Origin of the sequence: Pseudonocardia sp. SID8383, assembly GCF_009864975.1 — a bacterium.
Classification (GTDB): domain Bacteria; phylum Actinomycetota; class Actinomycetes; order Mycobacteriales; family Pseudonocardiaceae; genus Pseudonocardia; species Pseudonocardia alni.
Genome location: NZ_WWFY01000419.1, coordinates 1 through 16,576, shown reverse-complemented (window position 1 = coordinate 16,576; position 16,576 = coordinate 1). Strand labels below are relative to the sequence as shown.

Annotated in this window: 14 protein-coding genes; 5 read left to right on the top strand and 9 right to left on the bottom strand. The window is 73.8% G+C overall.

All coding sequences use genetic code 11. The features are described from left to right. Positions 1-1,746: helix-turn-helix domain-containing protein (locus GTW08_RS10445; protein ID WP_237453715.1), on the top strand; the 1,746-nt coding region annotated here is incomplete at its 5' end. Positions 1,747-1,849: 103 nt separating this feature from the next. Here GTW08_RS10445 and GTW08_RS10440 read toward each other — a convergent pair. Continuing rightward, positions 1,850-2,269 carry a hypothetical protein gene (locus GTW08_RS10440; RefSeq protein WP_161151826.1) on the bottom strand — a complete coding sequence of 140 codons (420 nt, stop codon included), beginning with the start codon at positions 2,267-2,269 and terminating at the stop codon, positions 1,850-1,852. 31 nt (positions 2,270-2,300) lie between these two features. Here GTW08_RS10440 and GTW08_RS10435 point away from each other — a divergent pair, with 31 nt between their 5' ends. Further along, positions 2,301-2,963: a TetR/AcrR family transcriptional regulator gene (locus GTW08_RS10435; protein WP_073575117.1), complete on the top strand. Its 663-nt coding sequence runs from the start codon at positions 2,301-2,303 to the stop codon at positions 2,961-2,963. Between the two features lie 21 nt (positions 2,964-2,984). On the opposite strand, the gene GTW08_RS10430 is transcribed toward GTW08_RS10435, so the two are convergent. Then, entirely contained in the window at positions 2,985-3,215 is a 231-nt protein-coding gene (locus GTW08_RS10430) for a hypothetical protein (protein ID WP_073575116.1), read from the bottom strand. Positions 3,216-3,439: 224 nt separating this feature from the next. Here GTW08_RS10430 and GTW08_RS10425 point away from each other — a divergent pair, with 224 nt between their 5' ends. Continuing rightward, entirely contained in the window at positions 3,440-4,954 is a 1,515-nt protein-coding gene (locus GTW08_RS10425; protein WP_304580091.1) for a class I adenylate-forming enzyme family protein, read from the top strand. A gap of 24 nt (positions 4,955-4,978) precedes the next feature. Here the strand turns inward: GTW08_RS10425 and GTW08_RS10420 are convergent, their stop codons facing one another. The 5 genes from GTW08_RS10420 to GTW08_RS10400 are packed head-to-tail and all read right to left on the bottom strand — an operon-like array spanning position 4,979 to position 11,935. Continuing rightward, positions 4,979-6,739 carry an acyclic terpene utilization AtuA family protein gene (locus tag GTW08_RS10420; RefSeq protein WP_073575115.1) on the bottom strand — a complete coding sequence of 587 codons (1,761 nt, stop codon included), beginning with the start codon at positions 6,737-6,739 and terminating at the stop codon, positions 4,979-4,981. Further along, positions 6,736-7,563 (bottom strand): TIGR03084 family metal-binding protein, encoded by an 828-nt coding sequence (locus tag GTW08_RS10415; RefSeq protein WP_308292830.1) that lies wholly within the window; start codon positions 7,561-7,563, stop codon positions 6,736-6,738. Before GTW08_RS10415 ends, GTW08_RS10420 begins: the two co-directional genes overlap by 4 nt. A gap of 11 nt (positions 7,564-7,574) precedes the next feature. Continuing rightward, on the bottom strand, positions 7,575-8,336 hold the full coding sequence (locus GTW08_RS10410; protein ID WP_073575113.1) for an enoyl-CoA hydratase/isomerase family protein: 762 nt from the start codon (positions 8,334-8,336) through the stop codon (positions 7,575-7,577). 1 nt (position 8,337) lies between these two features. Continuing rightward, positions 8,338-10,326 (bottom strand): acetyl/propionyl/methylcrotonyl-CoA carboxylase subunit alpha, encoded by a 1,989-nt coding sequence (locus GTW08_RS10405; RefSeq protein WP_073575112.1) that lies wholly within the window; start codon positions 10,324-10,326, stop codon positions 8,338-8,340. Between the two features lie 7 nt (positions 10,327-10,333). Then, positions 10,334-11,935: an acyl-CoA carboxylase subunit beta gene (locus tag GTW08_RS10400; RefSeq protein WP_073575111.1), complete on the bottom strand. Its 1,602-nt coding sequence runs from the start codon at positions 11,933-11,935 to the stop codon at positions 10,334-10,336. A 306-nt stretch (positions 11,936-12,241) separates the two neighbouring features. Here GTW08_RS10400 and GTW08_RS10395 point away from each other — a divergent pair, with 306 nt between their 5' ends. After that, positions 12,242-13,960, top strand: a complete 1,719-nt coding sequence (locus GTW08_RS10395; RefSeq protein ID WP_202416943.1) for an AMP-binding protein — start codon at positions 12,242-12,244, stop codon at positions 13,958-13,960. Between the two features lie 74 nt (positions 13,961-14,034). Here the strand turns inward: GTW08_RS10395 and GTW08_RS10390 are convergent, their stop codons facing one another. Both GTW08_RS10390 and GTW08_RS10385 read right to left on the bottom strand, forming a co-directional pair. Then, the gene (locus GTW08_RS10390; protein WP_073575109.1) at positions 14,035-14,958 is read right to left on the bottom strand and encodes a DUF5996 family protein; all 924 of its coding nucleotides are present in this window, start codon (positions 14,956-14,958) and stop codon (positions 14,035-14,037) included. A gap of 38 nt (positions 14,959-14,996) precedes the next feature. Continuing rightward, positions 14,997-15,743, bottom strand: coding sequence for a flavodoxin family protein (locus GTW08_RS10385; protein ID WP_073575108.1), 747 nt, complete (start codon positions 15,741-15,743; stop codon positions 14,997-14,999). Between the two features lie 81 nt (positions 15,744-15,824). Between GTW08_RS10385 and GTW08_RS10380 the strand changes: the two genes are divergently transcribed. Continuing rightward, on the top strand, positions 15,825-16,576 hold a 752-nt coding region (locus GTW08_RS10380; protein ID WP_161151825.1), incomplete at its 3' end, for an AAA family ATPase.

The following is a 16,576-nucleotide window of genomic DNA, read 5'->3' as shown; positions in this document are numbered from 1 at the left end:
CTGGCGGCCGGGCCGCCCCGGGACGGGGGCGTGGTCGAGCTGCTGCACGTCGCGGCCGCCCGCGCGGAGCAGCGCGGTGACCGCGTACGGGCGAGACGTCTGTTGGAGCACACGCTGACCGGGCCGGTGGGCGGCCGTCGGCGGGCCGCACTGCTGGTGGACCTCAGCGTCGTCGAGCGGGTCGCCGCCCCGGCGACGGCCCGCGGCCACCTGGTCGAGGCGCTGTCCCTGCTGCCCTGCGCGCGGGAACGGGCCGAGCTGCTCGCGCGGACGGTCGCCCGGTCGCCCGGGGGCGCGGTGGACCTCGCCCCGCTGCTGGAGGACGTCCTGCGTGACCTGGCCGACGCGGGCACGGGGACGAGCGGGCAGGACCGTGAGCTGCGCCAGCGGCTGGAGGCGCTGGTGCTGCACGCCGCCTGCGAGGACCCCTCGGGTGCCGCCCGGGTCTGGGAATGGGTCGCGCGGACCGATCCCGGCGAGCTGGGGGCGGGAGCCGGCGCCGACGTGCTGCGCAGCGCCCACCTGCTCTTCTCCGCGCTGGCCCTGCACACCGACGCCGCGACGGCGGCTGCCCGGACCGCCGAGGCGATGCCCGCGGACCTGGAGGACGACGCGTACCTGCACCCGATGCAGGTGGCGGCGCTCGGCCTGCTGTGCTGGGCCGAGGCCACCACCGGTCTCGACGGTGTCCGTCGACGGACCCTCGACGCCGCCCACCGCACGCACCGGACGGACGTCGAGGCGTTCCTGCGCGGGGTCGACGCGATGCTGCTGTTGCGGCGCGGGCAGGTGCCTGCGGCGCTCGCCGCCGCCCGGGCCTCGCTCGACGTACTGACCGGTGCGACCCGGTTGATGGTGCTCCGCGCGGCGACACTGGCCCTGGTCGAGCTGGGGCGGACGGCGGAGGCGGAGCGGTTGCTCGCTCCGGTCGACGACCGGAGCAGCGCCGACCGGACCTGGCGGTGGAACTACCTGCTCGACGCCCGTGCCGCGGTCCTCGCGGCGACCGGGCGGACCCGCGAGGCGCTCGCGCTGACGCTGGAGTGCGGACATCGCCTGATGGCTGTCGGGATCGTCAACCCGGTGGTGCTCGACTGGCGACGGCGGGCCGTCGAGCTCCACCACGAGCTCGGTGAGCACGAGGCGGCGACGGCGGCGGCCGAGGAGTACGTCACGCTCTGCCGGCTGTGGGGGCCCGAGGGGTACGGCGGTGCGGCGCTACGGGTGCTGGGGCTCGTGCAGGGCGGGGAGCGGGGACTCGCGACGCTGCATTCGGCCCGTGCCGAGCTCGGCGCCTCGCCGCTGGCCCTCGACCGGGCACGGTGCACGGTGGACCTGGGCGCGCGGATGCGCGCGCACGGCGCCGCCGGCGAGGCGCGTGCCCTGCTGCGGCACGGGCTGGAGCTGGCAGTCGACTGCGGCGCTCCGATCCTGGCGGCTCGCGCCCGCACCGAGCTCGCGGCCGCCGGCGGGCGGCCGCGGCGCGGCGGCTCGTCCTCCCTGACACCGGCCGAGCTCGGTGTCGCCCGGCTGGCCGCAGGGGGAGCGACCAACCGGGACATCGCCGCGGTGCTGGGGACGTCACAGCGGGCGGTCGAGGGACACCTCACGCGGGTCTACCGCAAACTGGAGATCGACGGTCGCGAGGGGTTGGCATCCGCACCGGGTCTGCGGGTCGGTACCTGTCGACCGGGTGGGCAGGGTGACGTCGATGCTCCGACCCGGGCGGTCGCGCCACGGCCGTAGTCGCCGCACGGAAGCGCCCGGATCTGGGAGTCGTAGACTCCGAATCCCCGTCGTACCGGGACGTCGCCGAGCGATCTCTCGCCGAGGGGCCCGACGACGGAGATCAGCAGACCGCCGGCTCCTCGAGGCCGTGGACGACGGGCATGATCGCTTCGAGGGACAGGGCGACGCTCACCAGGTCGATCGGGTCCGCCTCCGGGGCGCGGTACTCCGCCACCAGCAGCGGCCCGGCGACGAGCAGCAGCGCATGACCGGGACCGCGATCAGGAAGACCGAGGCCCACCGGAAGACCTGCCGCAGTGCGCCACCGATCACCGGGCCGAGTGCGCTGCCGACCGGGAACATGGTGACCCACAGACCGATGGCCATGTCCCGCCCGGCGCCCGATGCGGTCGCCCAGGCTGCCCATCGTGCCGAGCAGGCCGGCGATCATGAAGCCGTGGATGTCGATGATGCCCAGCATCTGCTGCGCCGTGGCGCCGAGGCCCGGGGTGATGGCCGGGCCGGCCAGGTGCATATTCACCTACCGTCGGTACACGAGTTCGGGAGGGTCCATGACCGGAGTACGGATCCGGCAACGGGAGCAGACGCGGAAGGCCTTGATCCACGAGGCGCGGACGCTGTTCGCGCAGCGTGGCTACGGCGCGGTCGGACTGGCCGAGATCGTGGCCGCCGCGGGCGTCACCAAGGGCGCCCTCTACCACAGCTTCGACGGCAAGATCGGCCTGTTCCGCGAGGTCCTGGCCCAGGTCCAGGCGGAGGTGGCCGACCGTGTGTCCACATCGGTCTCCTCCGGTGCGGACCCCTGGACCTCGTTCGTCGCCGGCTGCCGGGCGTTCCTCTCGGTGTCCAACGACCCGGAGCTGTCGCGGATCATGCTCATCGACGGGCCCGCCGTCCTCGGCTGGTCGGAGTGGCGCCGGTTGGACGAGCAGACCTCCGCGCGTCATCTGGCGGAGTCGCTGCAGCAGCTCGTCGATGACGGGGTGATCGTGTCCCAGCCCGTCGAGCCGCTGACCCGGCTGCTGTCCGGCGCGATGAACGAGTCCGCTCTGTGGCTGGCCGAGTCCGGGCGTGCGGGGGACGGGGAAGCCGTCTGGAACGTCTTCCACGGACTGCTGTGTTCGCTCCGCGAGCGGCAGCCGCACGGGCCCGGTCGCGGCACGGCTGGTCAGGCGTCGGTGGTCCCGTCGGCGTCCGACGGTTCGGAGGCGTAGCGCCCCATCGGCTCGGCTCGTTCACCTCCGACGGTCCGGGCCGTACGCCGCGATCCGCTCCAGCGGCTCCAGCTCGTCGATCGTCAGCACCCCGTCCGGGAACGGCGCGAGGTAGGGCGCCTGCGGCTGCGACTCCCCGGCGTTGCGCAGGCCGCCGACGACGTCCGCCCCGAGCTCCCGCGCGAGGGCGACGTCGGCCGCCCCCGGCGCGACGACCGACGAGCGGGCCGGGGAGACCGGTGGGGGACACACACCCCGACAGTCGTCCGCGGGCGGCTCCGATTTCCGGGGAGCGGCGTCCCCACACCCGCAGCGGTCCGGCGGCCCCGCGCGCAGACGCGCCCGGGGGCCTGCGGCACCCGTGACGGACCGCCGGGGAGCCCACCGGGGCACGTGACGTGCCGCGTCGTTCCCGGTAGGTTCTGCTAGTGAACAGCTGATCACCTCACGACGGCGTGGGTGCGCGGAGCGCGGTCGTGGCCGAGGAGGACCCGCCGATGAACATCGCCACGCTCCTGCGCCGCAGTGCGGCCGACCACCCGGCGGACGTCGCGCTCCGGCTGGACGACGTGGAGATCGACTACGCCGGGTACGCCGAACGCGGCGCCCGCTTCGCCGCGCACCTGAGGCACACCGGGGTCGAGCCGGGGGAGCGGGTCGGGTTCCTCCTGCCGAACTGCCCCGAGTACCTGGTCGGGCTGCTCGGCACGTGGCAGGCCGGCGCGGTCGGCGTGCCGCTCAACCGGATGTTCCCCGACGCGGCGCTCCGCCACGTCGTGCGCGACTCCGGGCTGCGGGTGCTCGTGCTGCCCGCCGCGGACCGGGACCGGGTCGCCGCGCTGCTGGGCGACGAGTGCCCGGAGCTGCTGACGACCGACGGGTTCGCCGCGGCCCTGGCGGCCCACGAGCCCGCGGCCGACGTGCTGCCCCGGCTCGACGGCGAGGACGCCTGCATCATGTACACCTCGGGCTCGACCGGGGTGCCGAAGGGCGTGCGGCAGACCCACCGCAACCTCGCCGCCGAGGCGGAGGGCGCCATCGGCCGCTACCGGCTCACCGCCGCCGACCACGTGCTGAACTGCATGCCGCTGTTCCACGTCGGCGGCCTGCAGCTGGCGAGCCTGCCGTTGCTGCTGCTCGGCGGGCAGATCACGTTCATGCCGCGCTGGGACGTCGTGCGGTGGCTGGAGCTGGCCCAGGAGCTGCGTCCGACCTTCGGTGGCCTGATCTCCACGATGATGATCGACGTCGGCAACCGGACGGTGGGGTCGCCGGTGGTGCTCGACTCCTTCCGGATCTGCATGTTCGGCGGTTCCCGCACCCCCACGGCCGCGATCGAGCGGCTCGAGGCGGGGACCGGGATCGCGGGCGTGGAGATCTACGGCCAGACCGAGCAGAACGGCCTGGTGGTCACCTACGGCCCGGACGACGTGCGGCGTCCGGACTCGATGGGCACCCCGCTGGAGCAGATCGTGCGCACGCGGCTCGTACCCGTCGGCGGCGGCCCGGACCTGCGCCCGGGGGACGACGGCGTCGGCGAGCTCTGGGTCCGGGGGGACGCGGTCACACCGGGGTACTGGAACATCGACGTCCCGGAGAAGTGGTCGGCGGACGGCTGGTTCCGCACCGGTGACCTCATGTCGCAGGACGCGGACGGCTACCTGTACTACGTCGACCGGATCGACGACATGATCGTCTCGGGTGGGGAGAACGTGTTCCCGCAGATGGTGGAGGAGCACCTCGCCGACCATCCCGACCTGGCCGAGGTCGCGGTGATCGGCACGGCCCACGAGCGCTGGGTCGAGCAGGTGACCGCGGTGGTCGTCCCCAACAAGCCCGGCGTCACCGTGGAGCAGATCGCCGCCTGGTGCGCCGCCGACCCGAACCTGCGGGGGATGCACGGACCCAAGCGGATCGAGATCGTCGACGCGCTTCCCCGCACGGGCAGCGGCAAGCTCGACCGGCCCGAGCTGCGCGCGATGTTCCCCTGACCCGGCGCGGGGCCGCCGCCCCGGTCAGCCGGGCAGCAGGGCGACGGGGACGTCGACGAGGCGGCTGCGCAAGTACTCGCCCAGCCCCTTGGCCTGCGGGTCGGGGCGGGTGGCGGAGGCGACGCCGGCCCCCAGGATCCCGACCACGACGATGTTCAGTGCGCGCAGGTTCGGCAGGGCGAAGCGGCGGATCTCCAGCCCGGCGGCCTCCGGCAGCAGCTCGCGGACGCGCTCGACGGTGAGGTGGCCGCGCAGCCACGCGTACTCGTCGTCGGTGCGGGTCCAGAGCCCGATGTTCGCGTTGCCGCCCTTGTCGCCGGAGCGGGCCGCCGCGATCTCGCCCAGCGGCAGCCGCCGGGTGGCCCCCGCCACGGGTGCCGGCACGACCGGCTCGGCCGGGGCGGGGATCCCGGCGGTGACCGGGCTGTGCGGCACCGGTGTCGTGGTGCCGTCGGGCAGCGTGACCAGGTGCTCCACCTCGGAGGCGGGCACCAGGGTGGGCCAGTACACGCCGAAGGCGCTCTCGGACGAGGGTGGCGTCGTGGTGTGGAAGCCCGGATAGCCGCCGAGGGCGAGCTCCATCGTGGTGTTGGAGAAGGCCCGCCCGACCGTGCGTCGGTCGGGATCCTTCACGGTGACCCGCAGGTGGGCGGTGGCCTCGGCGTTGGTGGGGGCGTCGGGGTGGTCGAAGCGCAGCAGCTGCGCGTCGAACTCGGCGAAGCGCTCCCGCCCGCCCAGCAGCTCGACGAGCTGCTGCTCGGCCCAGGCGGCCTTCTCCTCGATCCGGGTGCCGGTGAGCACGAGGGTCATGGTGTTGCGGTAGCCGCCCTCGTAGTTCAGCGCCACCTTGAGCCGGTCGGTGGGCGCGCTGCCTCGGGTGCCGGAGATCAGTACGCGGTGCTCGCCGTCCTGCGTGAGCTGCAGCGAGTCGAAGTGCGCCACGGCGTCCGGGCCGAGGTAGGCGGGTTCGCCGATCTCGTAGAGCAGCTGGGCGGTGACGGTGCCCGGCGAGACGAGCCCGCCGGTGTCCGCGTGCTTGGTGATCACGCTGGACCCGTCGGCGGCGACCTCGGCGATCGGGAAGCCGGGGTAGCGGCGGTCGGTGATCTCCTCGAAGAAGGAGTAGTTCCCGCCGGTGGCCTGCGGGCCGCACTCGATGACGTGCCCGGCGGCCATGGCGCCGGCGATCGCGTCGAAGTCGGTGCGCTCCCAGCCGTGCCACCACGCGGCGGGGCCGACGACCACGGAGGCATCGGTGACCCGCCCGGTGACGACGACGTCCGCATCGGCGCGCAGGGCCTCGGTGATGCCCCATGCGCCCAGGTAGGCGTTGGCGGACACCGGGTTCACCCCCGCGTCGGCGAGCGTGACGCCGGTGTCGAGGTGGGCCAGGGTGTGCCCGGCGGCCTGGATGTCGTCGAGCCGGTCGACCAGGTCGTCGCCGTGCACGTAGGCGATCCGCGGGGCGAGGCCGAGCCGCTGCGCCAAGGCGGTGAGGTCGGACGCCAGCCCGGCGGGGTTGAGCCCGCCCGCGTTCGACACGATCCTGATGCCGCGGTCCAGGCAGGTGCCCAGCACGTGCTCGACCTGGGTGAGGAAGGTCTTCGCGTAGCCGCTGGTCGGGTCCTTCCGCCGCGCCTTGTAGAGGATCAGCATCGTCAGCTCGGCGAGGTAGTCGCCGGTCAGCACGTCGATCGGCCCGCCCTCGACCATCTCCCGCGCGGCGGTGATGCGGTCGCCGTAGAAGCCGGAGCAGTTGCCGATGCGCACCGGTGCGCGGGTCATGCGGGCCCTCCTGCGGGGGTACGGGTCGGGGCGGGGAACGCCGCGGTGACGGCGCCGGGGGCGCGGCCGGGGCCGGGCGGGTTGGCGAAGGTCTGGGCGATCGAGACCCAGTCGGCGGCGACCGGCCCGGTCGTGGCCACGTCGGTGTCGTCGGGGTGCCTGCGCTGGGTCGCGACCAGGCAGAAGCCCAGGGCGGAGCCGGTGACCCGGTCCGCGGCGTCCTCCGGGCCCCAGGTCCACAGCGCGCCGGAGGGGGCGACCAGCTCCACCCGCACGGGCGCCTCCGGGACCTCACGGCCGTTGTTGCGGAAGGTGAAACCGAAGGTCTGCACCCCCAGGTGGGCGACGTGGCGCAGCCGGTCCGTCGGCTCCCGGAGCATCCCGAGTGCGTCGGCGACGTCCTGGCCGTGCGCCCAGGTCTCCATCAGCCGGGCGGTGACGGAGGACAGGGCGCTCATGTCCGGCCCGTACCAGGGCAGCCGGGTCTTCGGCCCGATGCCGCGGAAGGTGCTGACGAGGGCGTCGCGGGCCCCGGCGAACCAGGCCCGGACCTCCTCGGCCCGCAGACCCGCGTGGTCCGCGGCGATCCGGTCGGGGAAGCCGGGCCCGAGCTCCTGCAACCCGTCCGCCCGCGTGCGGAAGGTCGCCGGGTCCGTCGCCGCGAGGGTGGCCGCCTCGTCGAACCAGGCGAGGTGGGTGAGCTGGTCGCGGACGGTCCAGCCCTCGGCCGGCGTGGGGCCGCCGATGGCGGCGTCGTCGAGATCGGCGACCATCGCGCGGACGACCGCGCTCTCGGCCTCCAGGTCGTCGAGGACCGTCTCCATGGTCACCATGGTCAGGCCCCCTGCCAGACGGGGGCACGCTTCTCCCGGAACGAGAGCGGGCCCTCCTGGGCGTCCTGCGACAGGTAGACCGGTTCCCAGATCTCCTCGGCACGCTCGTAGGCCTCGGCGCGGGTGTGGCTCGCCGACAGGTACACGGTCCGCTTGGCCGCGAGCACCGACAGCGGGGCGTTGGCCGCGATCCGCTCGGCCAGCCGCTGGGTGTGCCCGCGCAGCTCGGCGGCGGGCACCACGTCGTTGACCAGCCCGTGGCCCTGCGCCTCGGCCGCGCCGATCGGGTCGCCGGTGAGCAGGATCTTCATCGCGACCCGCGGCGGGACCAGCCAGGACAGCGGCGCGGCCCACGGGGAACCGCGACCGATCCTGACCTCGGACACCGCGAAGCGGGCGTGCTCGGCGGCCACCACCAGGTCGCACTGCTGGGCCAGGAGGAACCCGCCGCCGTAGGCGATCCCGTTGACCGCCGCGATCGTCGGCTTGGGGACGTCGATGTTGCGGCCGAGCTGGGGCAGGAAGTCCGGGGGCGGGACCCGGAGCGCGACGTCGTTCATCTCCTTGAGGTCGCCGCCCGCGCAGAACGCCTTCTCCCCGGAGCCGGTCAGCACCAGGACCTTCGCCGTGTCGTCGGCGTTGAACCGGTGGACGCCGTCGAACAGGCCCTCGCGGACGGCCCTGCTGAGGGCGTTGCGGGCCTCGGGGCGGTCGATCGTCAGCCAGGCGACGCCGTCGGTCACCTCGTAGGTCACGTCGCTCATGTCAGGCCTGCGCCTCCTCGATGACGGCGAGGACCTCGCCGGACTCCACGGTGTCCCCGACCTGCACGCCCAGCTCGGCGACGGTGCCGGCGACCGGGGCGCGCACCAGGTGCTCCATCTTCATGGCCTCGAACACCACGACGACCGCACCCCGCTCGACCTGCTGCCCGACCCCGGCCGCGACCCGGACGACGGTGCCGGGCATGGGCGCGAGCAGCGAGCCGGGGGCGGCGTCGGTGCCGGGCTCGGGCAGCCGGGCCCGCTCGGTCAGTGTGGTGGCGCCGAGCGCGCTGTCGACGTGGACGGTGTCGCCGACGCGGTGCACCCGCACGGCGCGCCGCACACCGCCGACCTGCAGGTCGACCCGGTCCGCGGTGGCGGCGAGCACGGCCGCGCCCGGGAGCGCGGTCCCGTTCACGCCGGCCTCGAGCGTGCCGCGGCCGAGCCGGTAGGTCACGTCGAGGTCGGTGTCGCCGGCCCGGTACTCCGCGTGCTGGAAGGCGCTGCGGACGTTCCGCCAGCCCGACGGCACCGGCTGCTGGACCGCGGCGCCCGCCCGGCGGTCCGCCTGGTCGGCCAGGGCGGCGACGAGGGCGTGCACGGCGAGGGTGGACTCCGCCGGGGTGCCGACGAGTGCGGTGGGCTGATGGCGGGTGAGGTAGCCGGTGTCGGTCCGCCCGGCCAGGAACTCCGGCTCGCGCAGGACGGCGACGAGCAGGTCCCGGTTGGTGACCGGGCCGTGGATCTCGGCCTCGGACAGCGCCCGCGCGAGCTTCCGGGCGGCCTCGGTGCGGGTGCGGCCGTGCGCGATCACCTTGGCCAGCATCGGGTCGTAGTGCGTCCCGACCACCGAGCCGTCCCGCACACCGGTGTCGACGCGCACACCGGGCAGGGCGGGCACGGAGAACCGGTGGAGGGTCCCCGACCCGGGCAGGTAGTCCCGGCTCGGGTCCTCGGCGTAGAGCCGGGCCTCGATCGCGTGCCCGGTGATGGTGGCCCCGGTGGCCTCCACGGGCAGCGGCTCGCCCTCGGCGACCGCGATCTGCAGCGCCACCAGGTCGAGGCCGGTGATCTCTTCGGTGACCGGGTGCTCGACCTGCAGACGGGTGTTGACCTCGAGGAAGAAGAACTCGCCGTCCTGCGCCATGACGAACTCGACGGTCCCGGCGCCGGTGTAGCCGATCGCCGCACCCGCGGCGACGGCGGCGTCCCCGAGACGGGTGCGCAGCGCGTCGTCGACGGCGGGGGAGGGGGCCTCCTCCACGATCTTCTGGTATCGGCGCTGGATCGAGCACTCCCGCTCGAACAGGTGCACCACGGTGCCGTGCGTGTCGCCGAAGATCTGCACCTCGACGTGGCGCGGGTCCTCGACGAACCGTTCGAGGAACACGGTGCCGTCGCCGAAGGCCGACGCGGCCTCGCGCCGGGCCCCGGTCACGGCGTCGACCACCTCGGACGCGGAGCGGACGATGCGCATGCCGCGTCCGCCACCGCCGAAGGCGGCCTTCACCAGCAGCGGGTAGCCGATGCCGTCGGCGAGGGCGGAGACGGCGGCGGCGTCGGCCTGTGCGGCGTCGTCGATCGTGGCGCCGGGCAGGACGGGCACGCCCGCCTTCTCCATCAGCTCCTTCGCCGCGATCTTCGAGCCCATCGCCTCGATGGCCTCGACCGGCGGGCCCACGAACGTGATGCCGGCGGCCGCGCAGGCGCGGGCGAAGTCCGCGTTCTCGGACAGGAAGCCGTAGCCGGGGTGGATCGCGTCGGCGCCGGTGAGCAGCGCGGCCTCGATGATCAGGTCGGCGCGCAGGTAGGTCTCCGACGGGGCGGCGCCGGGGAGCCGCACCGCCTCGTCGGCGGCCTCGACGAACAGGGCGTCGGTGTCCGGGTCGGAGTGGACGGCGACCGTGACGATGTCCAGGGCCCGCGCGGAGCGGATGATCCGTTCGGCGATCTCCCCGCGGTTGGCCACCAGCAGCTTGTGGATGGTCATGCCTCACTCACATCCGGAAGACGCCGTAGCCACGCTGGCCGGCGACGATGTTCGAGTGCGCGGTCGACAGGGCGATGCCGAGCACGGTGCGGGTGTCACGGGGGTCGATCAGGCCGTCGTCGTAGAGCCGGGCCGTGACGAAGAAGGCGTGCGACTCCTGCTCGATCTGGGCCTCGACGGCGGCGCGGTTGCGCTCGTCGGCCTCGGCGTCGAACTCCCGGCCCGACGACGCGGCGGACTGCCTGGCGACGATCGACATCACGCCGGCGAGCTGCGCGGCGCCCATGACGGCGAGCCGGGAGCCCGGCCAGGCGAACATCAGCCGCGGGTCGTAGGCGCGTCCGGACATGCCGTAGTTCCCGGCGCCGAAGGACGCGGCCAGGTTCAGCGTGATGTGCGGGACCTTGCTGTTCGCCACCGAATTGATCATCTTGGAGCCGTCCTTGATGATCCCGCCCTGCTCGTAGCTCTTCCCCACCATGTAGCCGGTGGTGTTCTGCAGGAAGATCAGGGGCGTGTCCGTCTGGTTCGCCAGCTGGATGAACTCCGAGGCCTTCTTGGCCTCCTCGCTGAACAGCACGCCGCGGGCGTTGGCGAGGATGCCCACGGGGTAGCCGTGGATCGACGCCCAGCCGGTGACGAGGCTGGTGCCCCACAGCGGCTTGTAGTCGCCGAACCGGGAGCCGTCGACCACGCGGGCGATCACCTCGCGCGGGTCGAAGGGCACCTTGATGTCCGACGGCGCGATGCCCAGCAGCTCGTCGGGGTCGTGGACCGGCTCGTCGGCGGGCAGCGTGGGACCGGGGCCGAGCTTGCGCCAGTTGAGTTCGGAGACGATCCGGCGCCCGATCCGGATGGCGTCGCGCTCGTCGACGGCGAAGTGGTCGCACAGGCCGGAGACCTTGGCGTGCATCGCGGCGCCGCCGAGCTCCTCGTCGTCGGACTCCTCTCCGGTGGCCATCTTCACCAGCGGCGGGCCGCCGAGGAACACCTTGGCCTGCTGGTCGACCATCACGGCGTGGTCGCACATGCCGGGCACATAGGCGCCGCCCGCGGTGGAGTTGCCGAAGACGAGCGCGATCGTCGGGATCGCCATCGAGGACAGCTCGGTCAGGTCGTGGAAGATCTTGCCCGCGGGCACGAACAGCTCGGACTGGGTGGGCAGGTCCGCCCCGCCGGACTCGACGAGGTTGATCGTGGGGAGCCGGTTGATGCGCGCGATCTCCAGGGCGCGCAGCGTCTTCCGCAGCGAGTACGGGTTCATCGCGCCACCGCGGACGGTGGGGTCGTGGGCGATGATCATGCACTCGACGCCGGAGACGACGCCGATCCCGGTCACGATGGAGGCGCCCACGGTGAACGGGGTGCCCCAGGCCGCGAGCGAGGAGAGCTCGAGGAACGCGGCGTCGCGGTCGAGGAGCAGCTCGATGCGCTCCCGGACGAGCAGTCGCCCGCGGTCGCGGTGGCGCTGCTGGTAGCGCTCGCCGCCCCCGGCGATGGCGGTCCGGACCTGCTCGTCGAGCTCGGCCAGGACCGTCTCCGCGTGCGCGCGGTTGGCGAGGTAGACCTCGTCCGAGGTGTCGAGCGCGGAGCGCAGGACGGTCGTCACGGGTGTCCCCCCTGGTCCGAGCGGGCCGGGCCCGGGCCGTGTTCCCGGAGGTCCCTGTGCCCGGAGCTCTCCCGAACGTCCACATCGACTCCTCTGCGCATCCGGCCGGCCGGGCGTCGTCGCCCGCAACGAGTGCATCGTCGTTCACTAACCATGCCGGTGGCAAGTCCTGTCGCCACCACCGGCCGGGCCCGGCGCGGGCGCGTCCGGACCCGCATGGGCGGCCCGGCCGCGGCGTCGCGCCGGCGCCCGGGAAGTTGTGAACGACGAGTGACTAAGGGCTTGTGGTCGGCAGGTGATGCCGCGATGCTGTCCGCCTCAGGTGAGCTCGGCAAGGAGGCTGGTGTGGACCTGCAGGGACAGCTCGGGACGATCGATGTCACGCGCCTGCGCGGACGGCGTGCGGTGAACCGCTGGGAGCGGACCTCGGTCGGGGACGTGTTCGAGCGCCTGACCTGGAGCTACCCCGAGAAGACCGCGCTCACCGGCCGGCCCGGTGCCTACGGCGAGGAGCGGTTCGCCTCCGTCACCTACCGCGAGGCCGACGGGATCACCAGCCAGGTCGCCCACGCCCTCGCGGCCCGGGGGCTGGAGCCGGGCGCGCGGGTGCTGCTGTTCTGCGAGAACTCCGTCGAGGCCTACCTGGCCAAGGTCGGTGTCGCGAAGGCGGGCATGGTGGCCGTACCGGTGAACCCCGCCCTCGCCCCGGACGTGCTCGAGCACCTGATCGGACAGGCCGAGCCGGGCCTGGCCATCGTCGACGCGGAGCTGTGGCCGCGGGCCGAGCAGGCGTTCACCGCCACCGGCCTGCGGGTCGGCGCCACGATCGCGATCGGCGGCGGGCCCGTCGCGGGGAGCCCGAGCTTCGGGGGTCTCCTCGACGGTCTGCCGACGACCGAGCCCGACGTCGAGATCCACGCGGACGACATCTGGGAGATCCTCTACACCTCGGGCACCACGGCGATGCCCAAGGGCGTGATGATCTCGCACGGGTCGACCCACCTCGCCGCGCTGAACTTCACGGTCTCGCTGACCCGCGGCCTGCGGGTGGAGACCGACCTCAGGGTCGCCACCGCGCTGCCGATGATCTACCACGTCGGCGACCAGATCTTCACCTTCTCGGCGTTCCTGGCCGGTGGCTCCCTGGTGCTCGGCCGGCGCCCGCTGCCCGACCAGCTCGTGGCCACGATCGCCGAGGAGCGCCCGACCGCGCTGTGGGCGGGCTCCCCGCAGTTCGTCGCCGCGATCGACGCCGTGGCGGAGCGGACGGGCGCGGACCTGTCCAGCCTGACCGTGCTGGTGTACGGCTGGGGAGCCCTCGAACCGGCCGTGTACGCGCGGCTGCAGGACCGGGCCCCCGGCCTCGTGGTGCTGGGCATCTTCGGGCAGACCGAGGCGATCGCCTGCCACCGGTTCTGGCCCGCCACGTGGAGCGAGGTCTACGCGCGGACGGCTCCGTCGGTGAACTACGTCGGCGTCCCGAGCCCGCTCCTCGCCTCCGACGTCGTCGACGAGACCGGGGTGTCGGTTCGGGACACCCCGCACGTCCCGGGCGAGGCGGTGTACCGCAGCCCCGTCGTCACGGCGGGCTACTACCTGAACGAGGAGGCCACGCGGGAGGCGTTCCGCGGAGGCTGGTTCCACTCCGGGGACAGCGCATCCGTCGACGAGGACGGTCTGCGGATCATGGTGGACCGCTTCAAGGACATCGTGAAGTCCGGTGGCGAGAACGTCTCCAGCCTGCGGGTGGAGTCCGTCCTGCACGGGCACCCGGCCGTGGAGAAGGCGGCGGTGATCGGGCTGCCGCACCCCCGCTGGGGCGAGGCCGTCACGGCGGTCGTCGTGCTGCGGGAGGGCGCGGAGGCCGACGCGGAGTCGATCATCGCGCACTGCCGGGCGACGCTGGGCGGGTACGAGACGCCGAAGGCGGTCGTGTTCGTGGACGGTCTGCCCGAGACCGTGGGCGGGAAGGTCCTGAAGTACCGGCTCCGGGCGCGGCACGGCGCCCTGTTCGAGCAGGTCTGAGCGCGGACGATGCGCCCCGGCGCGGCCGGCCCGCGGCCCCGCCGGGGCGGGCCGCGGGACGACCGGCACACCGGTCACGCCCAGCGCAGCGGGTCGTCCTCCAGTGCGGAGCGGTCCCAGCGCCCGAGGTCCGCGGCGGCCCCGTAGGTCGTGCGGAGGAACTCGGCGACCGCGCGGTCCGGGTCCGGTGCGGCGCGGGCGATCTCGTAGGGCAGCAGGAACTGCTGGAAGTCCGCGCTGTAGAAGGCACCGTCGGGGCCGACCGGGGCCTCGGCGAAGCCGTCGGGCGCGGGGTAGGCGTAGGAGTAGAAGGCGCCCTCCTCGCCGCCACCGGGCCAGAAGCCGCAGCTGGACAGCTCCCGCGAGTAGCCCTCGACCATGACCCAGTCGCCGCAGTTGGGCACTCCGCCCGGGTGCGGTGGCGCCGTCCGACCGGAGAAGCGGGTGCAGGCCAGGTCCATGCCGCCCCAGAAGAAGTGCACCGGGCTGACCTTGCCGACGAAGTGCGACCGGAACTCACCGATCACCCGGTTCGCCTGCAGCAGCTGCCGCCAGAACAGGGTGGCCGCCTCGGCGTCGTAGGAGGCGTGGGTGTGGTCCTCGGCGAACGGGATCGCCGGGTCGACCTCGTTGGGGTGCGGCCGGATCGGCGCGGAGACCCCGAGCCTGTCGAGCACGTCCAGGACCGTGCCGTAGAACTCGGCGACCGGCATCGGCGCCAGCCCGAAGCCGAGCGCGCCGCCGTCGCTGCTGCGGACCTCGAGCCGGTGGCCCAGCAGGTCCAGCTCGATCTCGAAGGCCCCGGTGCCGAACGGGACCGCCGACGTCGTCAGCCCGCGCGGGCCCACGTACAGCGTCACCTGCCACCAGTGGTTGAGCAGCGGGGCGTGGGCCATGCGGATCTTGCCCACGATCTGGGTCCACATGTGCAGGGTCTCGCGGGTGGCGGTCCAGTCCGCCACGCGCAGGCTCGGCCAGCTCGTCGTCGTGCTGCTCATCGGGTCTCCTCGTGGGCGTGGGTCGGCCGTCGCCCGCGTCAGCGGTACTCGGGGTTGGTGTGCCCGGGGTGTGTGCCGTCGTCCCAGGCCGTGCGCTGGTTGCCGTGGGCCGGGAACCCGCCCGCGCCCCGGATCATCGCAGCGAGGTGCATCAGGTTGTAGGTCATGAACGCGATGTTGCGGTTGGTGAAGTCGTTCTCCGGACCGCCGGAACCCTCGTCCAGATAGGACAGGCCGGGGCCGACCTCGCCGAGCCAGCCGGCGTCGGCCTGGGGCGGGACGGTGAACCCGATGTGCTGGAGGCTGTAGAGGATGTTCATCGCGCAGTGCTTGAGGCCGTCCTCGTTGCCGGTGAGCAGGCACCCGGCGACGCGGCCGTAGTAGGCGTACTGGCCGCGGGGGTTCAGCACGCCCGAGTGGCCGTACAGGCGCTCGATGACCCGCTTCGTCACGGAGCTGTTGTCGCCCAGCCAGATCGGCCCGCCGATGACGAGGATGTCGGCGGCGAGGACGCGGTCGAGCAGTGCGGGCCACGCGTCGGTGTCCCAGCCGTGCTCGGTCATGTCGGGGCGGACGCCGGTCGCGATGTCGTGGTCGACGGCGCGGAACCGGTCGACGCCGACCCCGTTCGCCTCCATGATCTCGATGCTGCGGTCGATGACGCCCTGGGTGTGGCTGCGGCCGGGGGAGCGGTTGAGGGTGCAGTTGACGTAGGTCGCACGGAGCCCGGTGAAGTCCGGACTCCCGGACGGCGCGGACGCATCGGTGGGTGCGGGGCGGGTCACCCGGCGAGTGTCGGGTCCGGCCGGTCCCGGCGGATCGGTCACCGGATCGGTCGCCGGGACGATCCGGACGACGTGGTTACGGTGGTGCGACGGATCGGCCGTGCCACGGTCGCCGGCGGGACGGGGCTGCGGGGGATCATGGAGCTGTTCGGGCGGCGTACCGAGACCGCGGCGCTGGAACGGTTGCTGGCACGCGCGGCCGGCGGCGCGGGTGCGGCGCTCGTGCTGTGGGGGGAGCCGGGAATCGGCAAGACCGCACTGGTCGACCACGTCGTCGACGCCGCGTCCGGGGTCACGGTGCTCCGGACCCGGGGTACCCGGATCGAGACGGGGCTCGCCTTCGGCGCACTGCACGCGCTGCTGTGGCCGGTGCTGGACCGGCTCGACGAGCTCCCGGACCCGCAGGCCGCCGCGCTGCGCGGCGCGTTCGGGATCAGCCGGGACCCGGCCAACCGGTTCCTCATCGGCGCGGCCGTGGTGTCGCTGCTCTCCGGCCTGGCCCGGGAGCGGCCGGTGCTCGTCGTCGTCGACGACGCGCAGTGGGTCGACGAGGCGACGGCGCACTGTCTGGGCTTCCTCGCGCGCCGGGTGCGGACCGAGCCGGTCCTGGTGATCCTGACCGACCACGCGGACCCGTCCCCGGGGCCGTGGGACGGGGTGCCGGCGCTGGAGGTCGTGGGCCTCACCGACGACGCCGCCCGCCGGCTGGTCGCCGCCGCCGTCCCCGGCGCCGACGAGGCCCTCGTCGAGGGCACGGTCGCGACGGCGGGGGGCAACCCGCTCGCGCTGCAGGAGCTGCCCACCGTCGCCCGCGACGCCCGCGACGGGGCGTC

Coding starts and splice junctions, on each gene's coding strand:
- GTW08_RS10415 (WP_308292830.1), bottom strand. CDS start 7,563: ATGGAGACGGTCCTCGACGACCTGGAGGCCGAGAGCGCGGTCGTCCGC.
- GTW08_RS10390 (WP_073575109.1), bottom strand. CDS start 14,958: ATGAGCAGCACGACGACGAGCTGGCCGAGCCTGCGCGTGGCGGACTGG.
- GTW08_RS10435 (WP_073575117.1), top strand. CDS start 2,301: ATGACCGGAGTACGGATCCGGCAACGGGAGCAGACGCGGAAGGCCTTG.
- GTW08_RS10420 (WP_073575115.1), bottom strand. CDS start 6,739: ATGACCCGCGCACCGGTGCGCATCGGCAACTGCTCCGGCTTCTACGGC.
- GTW08_RS10395 (WP_202416943.1), top strand. CDS start 12,242: ATGCTGTCCGCCTCAGGTGAGCTCGGCAAGGAGGCTGGTGTGGACCTG.
- GTW08_RS10405 (WP_073575112.1), bottom strand. CDS start 10,326: ATGACCATCCACAAGCTGCTGGTGGCCAACCGCGGGGAGATCGCCGAA.
- GTW08_RS10410 (WP_073575113.1), bottom strand. CDS start 8,336: ATGAGCGACGTGACCTACGAGGTGACCGACGGCGTCGCCTGGCTGACG.